This window comes from [Clostridium] clostridioforme AGR2157 (assembly GCF_000424325.1).
GTDB lineage: Bacteria > Bacillota > Clostridia > Lachnospirales > Lachnospiraceae > Enterocloster > Enterocloster clostridioformis_A.
Genome location: NZ_AUJR01000045.1, coordinates 1 through 15,753 on the forward strand (window position 1 = coordinate 1; position 15,753 = coordinate 15,753).

At 43.6% G+C, this 15,753-nt stretch carries 17 protein-coding genes, 1 pseudogene and 2 riboswitches; of the genes and pseudogenes, 7 read left to right on the forward strand and 11 right to left on the reverse strand.

What is annotated here, in order from left to right:
* From tnpA to G614_RS0117775, 4 genes are all read right to left on the reverse strand, one after another.
* On the reverse strand, positions 1 to 237 hold a 237-nt coding region (tnpA, locus tag G614_RS0117755), incomplete at its 3' end, for an IS200/IS605 family transposase (protein ID WP_027643029.1).
* Positions 238 to 426: 189 nt separating this feature from the next.
* Positions 427 to 780 (reverse strand): TIGR04076 family protein, encoded by a 354-nt coding sequence (locus G614_RS0117765; protein ID WP_027643030.1) that lies wholly within the window; start codon positions 778 to 780, stop codon positions 427 to 429.
* Between the two features lie 12 nt (positions 781 to 792).
* Entirely contained in the window at positions 793 to 1,113 is a 321-nt protein-coding gene (locus tag G614_RS0117770) for a ClbS/DfsB family four-helix bundle protein (protein WP_027643031.1), read from the reverse strand.
* 5 nt (positions 1,114 to 1,118) lie between these two features.
* On the reverse strand, positions 1,119 to 2,027 hold the full coding sequence (locus tag G614_RS0117775; protein ID WP_027643032.1) for a helix-turn-helix transcriptional regulator: 909 nt from the start codon (positions 2,025 to 2,027) through the stop codon (positions 1,119 to 1,121).
* 360 nt (positions 2,028 to 2,387) lie between these two features.
* Positions 2,388 to 2,495: riboswitch (TPP riboswitch) on the forward strand.
* Positions 2,496 to 2,543: 48 nt separating this feature from the next.
* Positions 2,544 to 2,647: riboswitch (TPP riboswitch) on the forward strand.
* 52 nt (positions 2,648 to 2,699) lie between these two features.
* Between G614_RS0117775 and thiS the strand changes: the two genes are divergently transcribed.
* Genes thiS through thiE form a run of 5 tightly spaced genes read left to right on the forward strand, consistent with a single transcriptional unit; the run spans position 2,700 to position 6,216 of the window.
* Positions 2,700 to 2,894, forward strand: coding sequence for a sulfur carrier protein ThiS (gene thiS / locus G614_RS0117785; RefSeq protein WP_027643034.1), 195 nt, complete (start codon positions 2,700 to 2,702; stop codon positions 2,892 to 2,894).
* Complete coding sequence (gene thiF / locus G614_RS0117790) at positions 2,887 to 3,537, forward strand: thiamine biosynthesis protein ThiF (protein WP_328285413.1); 651 nt, start codon at positions 2,887 to 2,889, stop codon at positions 3,535 to 3,537. Before thiS ends, thiF begins: the two co-directional genes overlap by 8 nt.
* Complete coding sequence (locus G614_RS0117795; protein ID WP_027643036.1) at positions 3,534 to 4,304, forward strand: thiazole synthase; 771 nt, start codon at positions 3,534 to 3,536, stop codon at positions 4,302 to 4,304. Before thiF ends, G614_RS0117795 begins: the two co-directional genes overlap by 4 nt.
* A gap of 12 nt (positions 4,305 to 4,316) precedes the next feature.
* Positions 4,317 to 5,570 (forward strand): 2-iminoacetate synthase ThiH, encoded by a 1,254-nt coding sequence (gene thiH, locus G614_RS0117800; RefSeq protein WP_027643037.1) that lies wholly within the window; start codon positions 4,317 to 4,319, stop codon positions 5,568 to 5,570.
* Positions 5,571 to 5,580: 10 nt separating this feature from the next.
* On the forward strand, positions 5,581 to 6,216 hold the full coding sequence (thiE, locus tag G614_RS0117805) for a thiamine phosphate synthase (protein WP_027643038.1): 636 nt from the start codon (positions 5,581 to 5,583) through the stop codon (positions 6,214 to 6,216).
* 216 nt (positions 6,217 to 6,432) lie between these two features.
* Here the strand turns inward: thiE and G614_RS27915 are convergent, their stop codons facing one another.
* The 6 genes from G614_RS27915 to G614_RS0117835 form a co-directional block, all read right to left on the reverse strand.
* Positions 6,433 to 7,203: a sialate O-acetylesterase gene (locus tag G614_RS27915; RefSeq protein WP_049948080.1), complete on the reverse strand. Its 771-nt coding sequence runs from the start codon at positions 7,201 to 7,203 to the stop codon at positions 6,433 to 6,435.
* A gap of 69 nt (positions 7,204 to 7,272) precedes the next feature.
* On the reverse strand, positions 7,273 to 8,052 hold the full coding sequence (locus tag G614_RS27920) for an alpha/beta hydrolase (RefSeq protein WP_044918154.1): 780 nt from the start codon (positions 8,050 to 8,052) through the stop codon (positions 7,273 to 7,275).
* 16 nt (positions 8,053 to 8,068) lie between these two features.
* Entirely contained in the window at positions 8,069 to 9,361 is a 1,293-nt protein-coding gene (locus tag G614_RS0117820) for a TRAP transporter large permease (RefSeq protein WP_027643040.1), read from the reverse strand.
* Positions 9,346 to 9,813 (reverse strand): TRAP transporter small permease, encoded by a 468-nt coding sequence (locus G614_RS0117825; RefSeq protein WP_027643041.1) that lies wholly within the window; start codon positions 9,811 to 9,813, stop codon positions 9,346 to 9,348. Before G614_RS0117825 ends, G614_RS0117820 begins: the two co-directional genes overlap by 16 nt.
* Before the next feature lie 12 nt (positions 9,814 to 9,825).
* Positions 9,826 to 10,866: a TRAP transporter substrate-binding protein gene (locus tag G614_RS0117830; protein WP_027643042.1), complete on the reverse strand. Its 1,041-nt coding sequence runs from the start codon at positions 10,864 to 10,866 to the stop codon at positions 9,826 to 9,828.
* Between the two features lie 59 nt (positions 10,867 to 10,925).
* On the reverse strand, positions 10,926 to 11,969 hold the full coding sequence (locus G614_RS0117835; protein WP_027643043.1) for a substrate-binding domain-containing protein: 1,044 nt from the start codon (positions 11,967 to 11,969) through the stop codon (positions 10,926 to 10,928).
* Between the two features lie 496 nt (positions 11,970 to 12,465).
* Here G614_RS0117835 and G614_RS34560 point away from each other — a divergent pair.
* A pseudogene (locus G614_RS34560) lies at positions 12,466 to 13,195 on the forward strand (transposase); the annotation flags it as partial.
* A gap of 164 nt (positions 13,196 to 13,359) precedes the next feature.
* Positions 13,360 to 13,848 carry a PBECR4 domain-containing protein gene (locus tag G614_RS27935; RefSeq protein WP_162142772.1) on the forward strand — a complete coding sequence of 163 codons (489 nt, stop codon included), beginning with the start codon at positions 13,360 to 13,362 and terminating at the stop codon, positions 13,846 to 13,848.
* A gap of 188 nt (positions 13,849 to 14,036) precedes the next feature.
* Here the strand turns inward: G614_RS27935 and G614_RS0117855 are convergent, their stop codons facing one another.
* Positions 14,037 to 15,728 (reverse strand): recombinase family protein, encoded by a 1,692-nt coding sequence (locus G614_RS0117855; RefSeq protein WP_027643045.1) that lies wholly within the window; start codon positions 15,726 to 15,728, stop codon positions 14,037 to 14,039.
* Positions 15,729 to 15,753: the final 25 nt, after the last annotated feature.

A 15,753-nucleotide genomic window follows, 5' to 3' on the forward strand; every position in this document is an offset into this window, starting at 1 on the left:
TTGGATGATTTTTTTTGGACTATATGTAGGCACTGACTGGATAAGAAAATGTACATGGTCTTTATCTGTACCTACTTCCAAAAATCTTATTTCATACCTTTCCTGAATTCCCTCACACGTTTCTTTGATTACCCTATCTACATCTTCATCTATTACTACTCTTCTATATTTTGCTGGACATACGAAATGATACATGAGTACTGATACATTGTGTGACTTGCGTATTGTTTCACTCATCGCACAATTTCTCCTTTCCTTTTTCCTCTAGTATATCACTTCCTCCATGTCTTGAAAAAGTTTGTTACGCAGCAAGCTGTGGGGAATTAAACCCTCTTTTTGATTAAAAGCTACTCCGCCGTGTATCTTGAGGTTTGTTCTTTGGCATATAAAATTCTTTGTATTTCTTCTTAAAATCAAATGCCATATCTACTGCTCCTTCCAGAATCCACCCTTATGGAAATTCCCATTTCCAAGGGGCTTTGCTGTCAGTCTGAACATCACACATCCATCCGGACATACAATATCCTTCAAATATTTACTGCTGCCTCCAAGGTTTTCAAGATCGCCTCCGCTTCTGACAGCTTCCATAAGCGGATAAAGCATCATCATGGTCTTTGAACAGATTCCCTGTCCATCTTTATTAACCGGACATCCGTAAGTACATGAGTATTTATCGCCAACTTCTTCTCCGTTCCTGCAGTAATGCTCTGTGTGGTCACCCCGCAGAAAACCGGTGACCTCTATCTCAAATTCATATTCTTCGTCATACCATTTTTTCATCGTCTCTGACTCCTATTTACAATTTTTCTGATGAGCCTTTATCTTCTTCATCGCCCAGTCATAGTGACTGCTTGTGGTACTGATAAAATAACTTCCGATGCAGCTCCCGCCGACCCAGGGATAATAAGTGTTGGTAAACAATTCTTCCTGTGAAAATGTATCAAGGGCTTCCATATCCCGCTTCCAATGTGCTTCCTTTTTCTTTTCATCCGCCGAAAAGTCATAGCACATTGTTTTTTCATCCTCAGTTCTGTTTTCGATCAGTGTCAGCAGTTTCTCATAATTTGTGTTTGCCGCTTTTACCAAATCTTCCTTATTTCTTGGCCTTGGCATATCGTCTACACCTCATACTTCTTTTTTATACTGTCTGCTATATGAAAAAGTTCATTTCTGATATCTTCCGGCTCTAAAACCGTCACTTTGTCTTTACAGGTCAGTATCCAGGTTATCAAATTTTCTTTATCCGTGTATTCATGCTCAAAAAGCAGCGTCCCATCCGGCTGCACTTTAAATGATTCTGAACCCAATTCTTCAATCAGATGCCATTTCATCTCTGGCTGGAATACTGCTTTTACATCTATTCCACCAGGAAATATTGCTTCTGTAGACAAATCCGGCATTGGCACATCACGATTAGCTGCTTCTTCCGTTGTTTGCTTTATTTTATCCATACGATTCAGCTTGAACATACGATAATCTTTTCTGAGTTTACAAAAGCCCCAGACATACCAGCTGCTCCATTTAAAAATCAAAAAGTATGGCTCTATCTCTCTGGTACTGTCACCACTTGGTGCATAATAATGAAAGCTTATCACCTTTCTTTCCTCAATTGCATTCTGAATAAGCTCAATCTTTGGAGACAAAGAATCCTTATACCAAGACGAAAGGTCAATCAGTATCGATTCGCTGCCGCCTACATATTCAGAAGAACCTGTTTTAATCTTCTCCATAAGCTGCCCATAATAATGACTTCCACTTACGCTGTCAAGACTTCTTAAGCCAGTCAGTATCATCTGCATATCTTTGGATGTCAGCAGGGTTCTGTCCATCCGGTACCCATCCATAATGCTGATTCCTCCACCAACGCCTTGTGAAGTACTGATTGGAATACCCGCTTTACAAAGATCCTCAATATCCCTGTTAATTGTTCTTCGCGACACCCCAAACTTTTCCGCCAGTTCAGGTGCTGTAACCTTTTCCTCCTGCAATAATACGGAAAGAATTCCGATAAGCCTGTCTATCTTCATGACTTTTTCACTTCCTGTCTTATAATACCATCCCAAACATATCAACTATATGTCATGTTTATCATAACATTTTATACAAAATAAAAAAAGACTGCAAAGCATCAAAATCAGATACCTCACAGGCTTCAACTACCTTAGGCATTTTTTCATTCTGCCGTATGCTTTGGCATAAACTGCCGCTCCATTCCAGTCAAAAACCACATATCCCAGATGCTGATCTGCCATAGCCTTGGCAATTGTACTTTTTCCGATGCCCGGAAGTCTCTGATTCTTTGTATCAAAGTGGGAATTATTTTGAACATATTGTATCTTTTCCAGAAAAACTCTTGAACTTTGGAAATTAAGGTGTATAATAACGATAAGTAAAAACAGGGGAGCTTGTGTAGCAGGCTGAGAGGAAGTCATCCAACTTCGACCCTTTAACCTGATGCGGATAATGCCGCCGTAGGAAGTCATCATTGGACGATTTTTTACAGGAGGCATCCAGATGGTGTCTCCTGTTTTTTGCTTTACAACTGAATAAACGGGGAGCTTGCAAACAGGCTGAGAGGAAGGTGCGACCTTCGACCCAAAACCTGATTTGGATAATGCCAACGGAGGGAACGCTAAAAACAAACGGAAAACCTCCAAGTAAGAGGTTTTCCGTTTGTTTATTTTGCAGGAGGTGTACGCATGGTAAAGATAAACGGCGAATTCTTGGACATTGCAGGAAAGACGATTTCTGAATATCTCGCATCAACGGCCTACGATCCTAAGCGGATCGCAGTAGAGCGAAATGGCGAGATCGTATTCAAATCCCAATACGCCGAAACTGTTCTGGGCGATGGCGATCGCATTGAGATCGTCAGCTTTGTGGGAGGTGGTTGATTTGATACTAACAAAAAAGGCGTGGCAGAACGCTCTTGTGCAGCGGCATGGTCGTGAGCGACAGGATAGGTTTTCTGCTGCTACGGTTGCGATCTGCGGCTTAGGAGGACTTGGCTCTAATATCGCCATCGCACTGGCTCGCGCAGGTATTGGGAAACTGATTCTCATCGACTTTGACAGCGTAGACATCACCAATCTGCATCGCCAACAGTACAAGTTTTCGCAAATCGCTATGCAAAAAACAGAGGCACTTGCGGAAAATCTGCATGAGATCAATCCGTATGTAGAACTGAAACTCCATACTGTCCGCATTACGGAAGAAAACGCCGTGCCGCTTTTACAAGATGCAGACATCATCTGTGAAGCCTTTGATAATGCAGAAGCAAAAGCGATGTTGACTGACCTTGTGCTGGAACAATTGCCGGAGAAATATCTTGTAGCCGCTTCCGGAATGGCTGGATTTGATAGCCCCAACAGCATCCAGACCCGGCAAATCACAAAACGGTTTTATCTCTGCGGTGATGGTATCAGCGATGTGGCAAATGAAGTGGGCTTGGTATCATCCAGAGTGATGATCTGTGCCGCCCATCAAGCACATACGGTTTTAAGAATTTTATTGAACGAAAGAAGGAATGTAAAATGAATAATGATAAGCTGATTATTGGTGGACACGAGTTTAATTCCCGCTTTATTTTGGGGTCTGGCAAATATTCCATGAAACTCATCGAAGCGGCGGTTAAGGATGCTGGTGCAGAAATTATTACCCTTGCAGTGCGCCGTGCCAACACAAAAGAACAGGAAAGTATTCTTGATTACATTCCCAAAGGCGTGACACTGCTGCCCAACACCAGTGGTGCAAGAACCGCTGATGAAGCTGTCCGTATCGCCCATCTTGCAAGAGAGCTGGGATGCGGCAACTTTGTGAAAATCGAAATTATGCGTGACTCCAAATACCTGCTGCCTGACAATCAAGAAACCATTCGTGCAACGGAGATCCTTGCCAAAGAGGGATTTGTGGTCATGCCTTATATGTACCCCGACTTGAACACCGCCCGTGATCTTGTCAATGCCGGTGCTGCCAGCGTGATGCCCCTTGCTTCTCCTATTGGCTCTAACAAGGGTTTGGCAACCAAGGAGTTTATCCAGATATTGATTGATGAAATCGATCTGCCTATCATCGTCGATGCGGGTATCGGCAAACCCAGCCAAGCTTGTGAAGGAATGGAAATGGGTGCAGCGGCGATTATGGCGAACACCGCCCTTGCAACAGCTGGTGATTTGCCTATTATGGCTTCGGCTTTCAAAAATGCAATTGAAGCCGGACGCAAAGCATACCTTTCCGGTCTTGGCAGAGTGCTAACCCGTGGCGCATCCGCTTCCGACCCTCTGACCGGATTTTTACGTGATTAACGAGGTGCAACAATGGAAAATCAATTTTTTGTAGACTCAGAGTTTCTGTCCCCGAAAGCTCTTGCGAAAAAACACAAATTAGAAACAGACCCATCCTCCCGGAAAAATCACATGGAGTATATGCCGGGTATGGAGATCATCGAGTCCGATGTCTGCGGTAAAGTCATGGAGCAAATGAAAACCTATGACGCAAGCCGGTACACAGTAAAAGATGTAAAGACGGCTCTGGAACACGAAACTTGCTCCATTGAAGATTTCAAAGCCCTCCTCTCTCCTGCGGCAGAGCCGTTCCTGGAGCGGATGGCAGAGCGGGCAAGGTTGGAAACCAGCAAGCATTTCGGCAATACTGTCTATCTTTTCACGCCGCTGTATATCGCCAACTACTGCGAAAATTACTGTGTGTATTGCGGCTTCAACTGCTATAACCATATCAACCGCATGAAGCTGAATATGGAGCAGATCGAAAAGGAAATGAAGGTCATTGCTGACTCAGGCATGGAGGAAATCTTAATTCTCACAGGAGAGAGCCGTGGACAGAGTTCGGTTGAATATATTGGAGAGGCTTGTAAGCTGGCACGAAAGTATTTCCGTATGGTTGGGCTGGAAATCTACCCGGTCAACACCGACGAGTACAAGTATCTCCACAAGTGCGGTGCGGACTATGTAACGGTATTCCAAGAAACCTATGATACGGAAAAGTATGAACAGCTTCATCTCATGGGGCATAAGCGTGTCTGGCCCTATCGCTTCGATGCACAGGAACGGGCACTGCGTGGCGGTATGCGTGGGGTTGCGTTCTCGGCTCTGCTGGGGCTTTCTGATTTCCGAAAGGATGCTCTTGCCAGCGCACTTCATGTGCACTACCTGCAGAGAAAATACCCCCATGCAGAAATGTCCCTGTCCTGTCCGAGACTCAGACCCATCATCAACAACGATAAGATCAATCCTTTGGATGTTCACGAAAAGCAGCTTTGCCAGATCATCTGCTCCTATCGGATCTTCCTGCCCTTTGTGGGTATCACGGTTTCCTCTCGTGAAAGTGCGGCTTTCCACAATGGTATCGTGAAAATCGCCGCCACCAAGGTATCTGCCGGTGTTTCCACTGGTATTGGCGACCATGACACCAAGTATAACGGAAAAGAAGCAGACGAACAGCAAGGTGACGAGCAGTTTGAGATCAACGATAACCGCAGTCTGGACAAAATGTATCAAGACATTGCCAATGAAGGCTTGCAGCCGGTTTTGAACGACTATATCTATGTATGAGGAAAAGAAAATGAGAAAATTTGATCCAAGTTTATATTTTATCACCGACAGTACAGGTTTCACCGAAGAAGAATTTCTGTACCGGGTAGACCAGGCGTTACAGGGCGGGGTGACCCTTGTGCAGCTTCGGGAAAAGGACAAGTCCACCCGTGAATATATGGAGCTCGCCAAAAAGGTGCATATCTTGACAAAAAAGCACAATGTCTCCCTTATTATTGACGACCGGGTGGATGTTGCCCTCGCTATTGATGCCGAGGGCGTTCATGTAGGCGCAAGCGATATGCCCGTTGCAACCGCGAGACGGTTGATGGGCGATGATAAAATCGTCGGTGCAACCGCCAAAACCGTCCCGTGGGCAAAAGAAGCCTACGAACAGGGCGCTGACTACTTGGGCGTGGGAGCCATCTATCCCACCACCACGAAGGTCAAGACGGTGCTGACTTCCACCGATACCCTCCGGGATATTTGTAATGCTGTTCCCATTCCTGCAAATGCCATCGGCGGTCTAAACAAGGATAACATCGACATTTTAGCAGGTATTCCCATTTCCGGCATTTGCGTGGTTTCTGCCATTATGAAAGCGGACGATTCGAAACAGGCAGCCGAACAACTCAAAGCCAGAGCGAAAGAATTGGGCTTATGCTAAGAGGACGCCAATTTCCGAAAATGCGGAGCAGGGAATTCTGGCACTTATTTATAGCTGGAAAAGGAATGGATCGACAAACTGAGAGAATTTCAAGTTTTGTGTAAACAGAAAAAACTGATATAAGATATGACATTAGTTACTAAGGGGCAAAGCCGTTGCTTGGGCTTTGCCCCTATCTGTATTATAATCCAGATTCCGGGATTCGGTTTATAACTTTCATACACTCTCTTTCAAATATCCACCTGCATTTTTCCCGGCTTCCGCTCCGACTATATTATAAGCTGCCTGAAAATAATGGAATTCATCTTTCATCAAACCGCGTTCTTTCATCTGCGCAAATGACCGTGATACCATCACAACATCTTTGTTTTCCGCGGCTATTTGCTCTTGAGCCTGCATAATCTCTGAATAATCCTGCGGACCTGTACCATTGTAATGACCAATTTGAATCATAAAACATATTTCAATGCCATATCTCTTCATCTCTTTGAACATGCAGTCAAAAGAAGTCTTGTATTCTATACCAGTCATCCCCAAGTCGCCATCTGTCTCACCCTGGCACCACAGCATGAATCTGTGCCGAATCAGATAACCCGATGAACAAAGATATTTTTCCGCTCTCTTCAATCGACCGACTGCATCCATCAGGAATGCACTGCCCGGCTGCCACTGCGCAATGCTACTACCACCCTTGGAAGCTGACACACCTACAACCGCAATACCGGTTGTCTCATAATATGCATTACAAAATGCCGTCGCCAGAGAACCTGTTTTCAGATTCTCTGAAATCCCCTGCGGATTATTTTCCCTTCTGCCAAACGGTTCCACAATCGGATATAATCTTGTTGGATCGGATATAGCTCTGAATTCATATCCTGCCCCAGGCATCAGTACCGGAGGGGTTTCCGGCCATTCCTGAGAACTTATTCCTCTTCCCGCCATGTTCGACTGGCCCATAAACATAAATAAATCAATCTGCTTCCTCATCCATATGTCCTCTTCGGCACGTTTTCCCTGCTACCATACTACCACAATCCTTTCATCAAAAATAATCTATTAGACTTTGTCTCGAATCCATTCTCCGCATAAGTCTAACCAATGTGCAACGTGGGAATCCGCATAACGCCCCTTATCTGACTCTTCTACTTCTTTCGTAGCCAGAGATAACCCATGCACCCCTTTATGAAAAATATGTATCTCACTGGATATGCCCTGATTCATCATACTTTGGGCAAGCAGCAGAGAATTCTGAACCGGTACATCACGATCTTCCATGGTATGCCACAAAAACATCGGCGGCACGGAAGCATTGACAAGCTTCTCTACAGAAAAATTATCCCATAAGGATGTATCATCAGAGAGCCGCTCAAAGCTGCCTCTATGCGCATATTCACCTGCACTGACAACCGGATAACAGAGAATCAATCCGTTAGGCCTGCATGCATCCTGCTCTTTTTTCTCGGAGAAAAACTTTGGATTACTCCAGCTCACTCCAAGCATACCTGCCACATGTCCGCCAGCGGAGAAACCGCATACACATATTTTATTCGGGTCAACATAAAATTCTTCCGCCATAGCGCGCACTTGGGATACTCCCCATGCCAGGTCAAGCATCGGCCCATACATCAGATTCTGTCCCTGTACATTATATTCCATAACAGCCGCCTGAAATCCCTGTTTGAGAAACGCTTCTGCCACTGGCCTTTGTTCCCGGTCCGACAGCCACAGATATCCTCCCCCCGGGCAAATGACTACCATGGGAAGCATTTGTTTTGATTCATGATAATAAATACTGATTTTTGCACCGGTTTCCTCATTCAAAATAACATGCTCCATTACTCTTTTCCACCCCTTATTTTACAAATGCCGGAAGTACCATACTAATCTGCGGAATATAAGTAACCAACAGAAGGGTAATTCCCATCATTATGTACAACGGTATCATTGTTTTTGCAAGACGTTCAAATTTTATTCCGGAGATAGCGGAGCCAATGAACAGCGTACCACCTACAGGAGGTGTCAACAGTCCAACACCCAGATTGGTAATTAACATTGCACCAAACTGAACCGGGCTCATACCAATAGATGTGGCAATCGGCAGCAATATCGGTGTCGCAATCAGAATGATAGATGACATATCCATTAACATCCCCATAAGAATCAATATCACATTAACAATAATCAATACCACATATGGGTTTGTAGAAAAATGAAAAATGCCTCTGGTAATTAGCTGAGGTACTTTCAGATAGGCTAACAGCCAACCGAATGCAGAAGATGTTGCAATCAACAGCAAAATCATTGCCAGAGTTTTCACTGCCCTCATCACCATTTTAGGCAACTCACGGATTGATACTTCTTTATAAATCCCAAATGTCACAAACAATGTCCACAGCACAGCCACAGCAGCGGATTCTGTCGCAGTAACAATGCCAGTACATACTCCAATTACTACGATTGCAATCGTAATCAATCCCCAAAATGCCTGAACAAATGCTTGCGCTACTTTTTTAATATCAAACTTTCCATCTATAGGGTAGTTCTTTTTTCTTGCTTTTATATAGCTGTAGGCCATCAGGAGTGACCCCATAAGAAGTCCTGGCATTACACCCGCCATAAACAAGGCTCCCACCGATACTCCGCCTGCCACCATTGCATAGATAACCATATTATGGCTTGGCGGAATCAGAAGTCCCGTAACGGAGCTGGTCATGGTAATCGTAGTTGCAAACTCTTCATCGTATCCTTTTTTTTTCATCATCGGAACCATAATCGGACCAAGCGTTGCAGTGCAAGCCGCCGAAGACCCGGACACACAGCCAAACAACATGGAAGCCACCACCGTTACCATGGCCAGTCCCCCCCTCATCCATCCAACCAGACTGGATGCCAGATTAACCAACCGCTGGGCAATTCCTCCTGTACTCATAATTTCTCCCATCAGGATAAAAAACGGCACCGCCATAAGGGAATAACCATTCACACCTTTTACCGCATTCTGAATAACAATATCAGCCGGAATATTCAAGTACCAGCACGTTGTAAAACAGGATATCCCTACAGATATCGCAATCGGTGTCCGTAAAAACATCAGGCCGAAAAAAGTTCCAAGTAAGATTATAATTGCAATCAATTGTGTTGACATAATAAACTCCTTCCTCTGTCAATGCTTTCGATAATAAAGAAAATTCCAGATATCGGTACTGCCGCATAAAGTACCGTCGACGGCATTCCCAGGCCTGACATAATATTTTGTTCTGCAATACCTAACAGGGAATACCCATAGACAGTAAAGCAGATTCCAAGCAACATCGTCATTGCCAGCCCAAACCATTCCAGTACCAGTACATACTTTTCAGAAACCATATTATCAATTAAAGTCATTTTCAAATGTACGTCACTGGGGATTGCATAAGCCGCTGCCAGGAAACAAAACCAAACACCTAACAATAGTGCCAGCGATTCTCCCCAAGCCGGGGTGTAATGAAGGATATAGCGACAAAATGCCACCCCGGCAACTATGACAACTTCCAGCAGTAACAACACCATACTGACAAAATACAATGCCTGGTTAATAAACTTGAAAATGCGTTCCATATATAACCTCCTCTACTGCATTGATTGAATCTCTTCAATTATTTTCTTGTAATTTTTTCCATATTTCTCATAAACCGGCTGTACCTTTTCCCGCCATTCAGCAATATTATCCGGCTCAATAACAGGTGTACCTGCCTCCTCTAATTTCTTCATTGTATCCATATCATCCTTTTCAGCCTCAATACGGTTAAATTCTGATGCTTCTATGGCAGCCTCTCGAATCAGCTTCTGATCTTCAGTACTCATCATATTATAAGTCCGGCTACTCATAACCAGCGCGCTCAAACCGCATGTATGCCCATCTGCTACCATATATGGAGAAACCTCATTAAAAGAGTTGGAAAGATATCCGGACAGCGGCTGATCCGCACCGTCCACCACACCTGTCTGCAAAGAAGTAAACAACTCACTATATGAAATCGGCGTAGGAGAAGCGTTAAAACACCGCATTGTATCAAGCATAATTGCTGACTCCGAAATTCTTATCTTCATCCCGTCAAGATCTTCTGGCTTCTTCAATGCTTTACCTGTCGCAAAAAAATTACGAGAACCTTCATCCATGTAACTTAATCCAACAACACCGTCCACATTTTCAGTGATATCTTCAAGCAGCTCCGTTCCAATCTCACTGTTCACCACATTCCACTGATGATTTCTGCTGGTGAACAAATATGGCAAGGATAGAAGAGCAAACTCGTCTGCCCCAAAATCCGAAGCCGTGAATGGAGTAAATCTCACAAAATCCAATGCTCCCATCTGCACAGTTTGAAGCTGAGTTCTAGCATCCCCAAGCTGCCCGGCCGGATAAACTTCCACATATATCCGTCCATTGGATTTTTCACTGACAATATCCGCAAATTCATATAATACTCTTGACATAATGTGCTGTTCTGGATTTGCTTCCCCTGCACGCAGGATAATCTCAGCTTTTTTTTCCGCAGATCTGTCTCCTGCATCCGGGATTGTGGTAGGCTCATGGTACGATCCACATCCGCTCAACAGCATTGTCGCCATAAGACCTATACATACATTTGCAAAAATTTTTTTTCTCATAAAATACCTGCCTTACTCGTTTAGTTAAACGTTTAATCTTTGGGTATAGAATCCCCCAATTACACATAATCCTCAATATTTTCCTTTAAAATGACTCCTAGTCTAATTGGGTTAATCTGATATTGTTTACCTACTAGATAATGATACATCATCACCACAGCCTCCCGCAGCTGAGAAGCCGGATCCTTCCATATAGTTGCCTTGAGAATCCCCTTTTTAAAATAAGGTACTAGTTCGGGAAACGCATCACTACCTACCAAACACAGTTCTTTTCCTCTCCCCGTTTCCTCAACTATACGGCATGCCTGATAAGTCCCTGCGGCAGTAGTGCTGTAGATTCCGTTCAAAGAGTGATTCCTTTCCAGATACTCTTTCAACTTGTCATCACTCCACTCATCTTCATAAACGATATCCAGCACATTCTCTGGTTCCACTACTTCCATAACAGAAGAGAATCCATTAATACATTGTTTCAGCGACTCTGCCAGACGGATCCCTCCCAAAACCAGTGTTCTGCCTTTCTGTGCATCCGCGCCAAATGTCATAATTCCGGCAGCAAGGCGTCCAATTCTTTCATTATCCGCTGAAAGAAACATCAACTTTTTTACACCAAGCGCATCTGAATTGAGCGTAATAACCGGAATTCCTCTGTCATAAAAACTCTGTATCTCCTCATTCAGCATCCATCCATTCAGGCAATTAATAATTACTCCCTGGATATTATTCCTATCTGCCAATTCTTTTAACAGTTCCTGTAGCATTTTCTTTTGGCTTTCAGCAGTATTCCATGTAGGATATTTTGCAAAGAATACTTTAAAATCAAGATATTCTTCCTCCAGCTTTTCCAGCTCATTCCACATACTTTTAAAGAAGAAACTATTTGGAGCATTCTCACCCGGAATCACAACTGCAATCCGTATTTCAGACCGTTTCATTGCAGATGCTGCATCATTGGCTTTATAATGCATCTCCTGCGCCAACCGAAGGATTTCCTTCCTTTTCGTATCACCTACGCCCGGCTTATCATACAGCGCCTTATGTACTGTCACATAGGATACTCCAGCTGCTTCGGCTAAATCTTTTAACGTTGGACGTGTTTCCATATCATTACCTCTTTAAGTTAAACGTTTATCTTAAATGCAGTATTATCTTAACACAATTCGTTTCATATTTCTATGTGAAAACTATAAAGTAAACTTAGGTAAATTTTATATAACTTGCATAAATAGGTATTATTACAATGATGTATTCATGGATGTTCGCTCACAGTACTTTTACCGAGAACTGTGCAAGCATAAATGCAATAAATACAAGTACACATCCGAACAATTCCATGCCAGTATAATGGTATTGTAATTTAAGACACTTCCGGAGACATTTTTTAATGAATCTGATATACTGTAAATACTATAGAAAGAAGGATCATTATCATGTCACGAACAAGAAGAAGTTTCTCCTAAATTCAAATCAGAGCTGGTCATTGAACAAAGGAGAAAAAGACTTAAATACGATAGCTGCTGAAAATAGTATTCAACCAAATCTTTTTCGCAACTGGAAGAAGGAATTCCTTGATAAGGCTTCTGTTGTCTTCGACGATACACTTTAAACGCTCAGTTCAGCTTCTTTATGAAGCAAAAGGTTGCCGCTAAAGCCAACCTGATTGCACTTCTGGATCAGACCTATCCGGGAGTCAACAAACTCTTCGACAGCCCCACACGCTCCGACGGAAGCGAAAAGTGGGTGGATTATGCCTATTCATTCTGGCATGTGGACTGTGTCCGTAAGGCCGGTTTAAAGACATTTACAGAGCGCTACCAGAACTTCTGTAAAAAGCACCACTATAACTTTCAGCCTGACAAGCCGAAACAGCTTTTTAACGCCTCCAGGGAATTAGTTGCTGTTTTTCCAAAGGAGAAGACCTACAAACTGCTGATACAGCAGAGCATCCAGCAGCTGAACCTGGCTTGCGCCCATATGGAAAAGCTCCGTCAGGAAATGGACACCCTGGCTTCCACACTCCCGGAATACACAACCATAATGAACATATACGGGCACTGACTGCTTTCGCCGGTGTTGACCCCGGCGTCGATGAGTCCGGCCAGCGCAAATCCAAGAGCAACAGCGCTTCAAAGGTCGGCTCCGGAAGGCTGCGAAAGACGCTGTTCCAGGTCATGACTACGCTTCTTCAGAACGCGCCTGAGAACGATATCGTTTCCTTGATAAGAAGCGTTCCGAGGGCAAGCCGTACTACGTTTACATGACTGCTGGCGCCAATAAGTTCCTGCGCATCTACTACGGAAAGGTCAAAGAGTGTCTGCGTAACTTAGAGCATGAAGCAATTGACTGTGTCGGTATGCAGCCAGTTGTGGAGCCAGACCTTGGGTTATGCGATAACCTCAAACCGAATAGGTTCTTCGGAGCTGAAAGAAAACGCTTTTATAGGGCCTTGCTCTTGCAGGGTCCTTTATTTTTACCAAAGGCAGCTTTACAAAAATGAATATTTTACAACAATCAGCTTTCGCTTGGAAAGAACTAACCGAATACAGATACCAGTTAGTGTATGGCTACAAAAAGACTTTGTATCCAATCAATCTTACATTTTCATATGAAGACTATCCACATCTGGCTGGTTTTCAATATTTGAAAGATATCTCCCTTCCTAACTATACATCTGCTAAAATTGTAGAGCGAATTCTTGAAGGGAAAATAATTTTCGAACAAATTCAAAAAGCAGCACAATACGAAGAAAAGATCAAACCACGATTAGAAGCATTAATCCATTTAAAAAACTCTTTAGATAATGATTTTAATCTTTATTCTTTTATGCCTCGGATGTATCCTTTTATCACTAACATTAAAGCCGATTACCTAATTGCCAGTCATATCGCTATTGATAGTTATGTTTTCATAATTCATACCACTCCAAGTGACTATGAAAGCCAATCTGTCTTGCTTAATAAATTGAATACAGAATCATCATAGGGAACATTTTCAGCTTAACCCTCGCTGAAATATTCCCTATTTTATATGAATAAAATTCCTCTGGAATCTTGTTCCTTTTCAGGAAACTTCGCAAATCGGCCAAAATCGGGGCCAAAATCGGCCATTTTTTGCCCTATTTTACCCTCGATTTTTCGCCAAAAACCACTACATCTTGTGGTTAACCCCCTCTACTTTCCTTCCAAGCCACAATTCTGCATCATTATTACTACTTCCACATGTTCATCATTGTCCAAACTCAAATTCATATCCTCATCAATAATCGGAAGTTTGAATTTGATGGATTTCAGCCACTGACCGTTCGGCTGCCGCTCCTCGTATATCTGAATTTCGGAAATCAACGCCTCCATGATCTGCCGCTTTTCCTGCTCATTCATGGCATCATACAACTTATCAAAGTAAATCAGCACCTTGTAAATATTATCTCCGGTGAGCTTTTCCGCTTCGATTGCCATTTTCTTTGCTCTGGCGGCAATCAGCAGATTTTCCGTATTCTCAATCTTATCATACATCCTGTAAAGACGCTCATCAAGATCTGACTTGCGCTTGATGTAGTGCTTATCATCCGGGTCAAGAGAATCAATTTCCTCTATCAGCCTGGATTTGGTGGAATAACTCTGCCTGAGCTGCTTTTCATAGGCTGCAATTTCCTGCTCAATGGCAGTGGTATCTACCTTCATGCTGATTTTCTGCTGCATCAATGCCGCAAATTTCGGATTGCTGACCAGCTTTACAATAACCTCTGCCACGGCATCATCCAGCAGTTCTTCATTGATTTGCCTTTTATAATCGCACTTGTGCCCGCGAATCATAGTACGGTGCTTGCAGCCGTAATAGAAGAAATCTTTGTACTTTGTTCCGTCCGGCCTGTGCTTGATGCTCTTGTTGCCATACATCCCGGCCCCGCAGATTGGGCACTTGACGATACCTGACAGCAGATGCACCTTGGCGTCTTTGCCACGGTTTACATGTTCATACTTTTCAGCCTGTGCCAGCAGCTTCACTTGTGCTTCATGCCAGAGTTCTTCCGACACAATACCCTCATGCAGACCATCCGCCAGTAAATAATCGTCCTGCTCCACAAGCCGGTAATCGTTTCTGGTGCCATGTACCTTTTCCGTCCTGCGTCTGCCGTAGGCGATTTTGCCGCAATAAACAGGATTTTTCAGTATCCTGCGGATCAGAGCCGCATCAAACAGAGGATTTTTGCCGTTCTGCCGCTGTATTTTATGAATACCGTGATTGGCAAGGTATTTTGCAAGACCGTTAGCGCCCATGTCGGTATGCACATACTGATCAAAGATAATGCGAATTGCCTCGGCTTCTTCCTCGTTGATAATCAGTTTTCCCTTTTCAAGCGTGTATCCGTAGGGGGCAAAACCGCCGTTCCACTTGCCCTCACGGGCTTTCTGAATCCTGCCCTCCATTGTTTGGACACGGATGTTTTCTCTCTCAATCTCCGCGACTGCCGACAAAACGGAGATCATCAGCTTACCAGCCTCCTTGGAAGAATCAATGCCGTCCTCCACGCAAATCAAATTAACTCCAAAGTCCTGCATGACCTGTAATGTGGAAAGGACATCCGCCGCATTTCTGCCGAACCGGGACAATTTGAACACCAGAACATAAGAAACGCCATCTTTGCCAGATTTAATATCTTCCATCATACGATTGAACTCGCTTCTGCCCTCAATGGATTTTCCTGACTTACCGGCATCCTCATATTCGCCGACAATCTCATAATCATTGTACTCAGCAAAAGCTTTCATTCTGGATTTCTGGGCATCCAGAGAATATCCGTCAATCTGCATCGTGGTGGATACTCTCGTATAGATATATACTTTTATCTTTTCTTTTTTCATGTCTGAAGCCTCATTTGTGCCACAG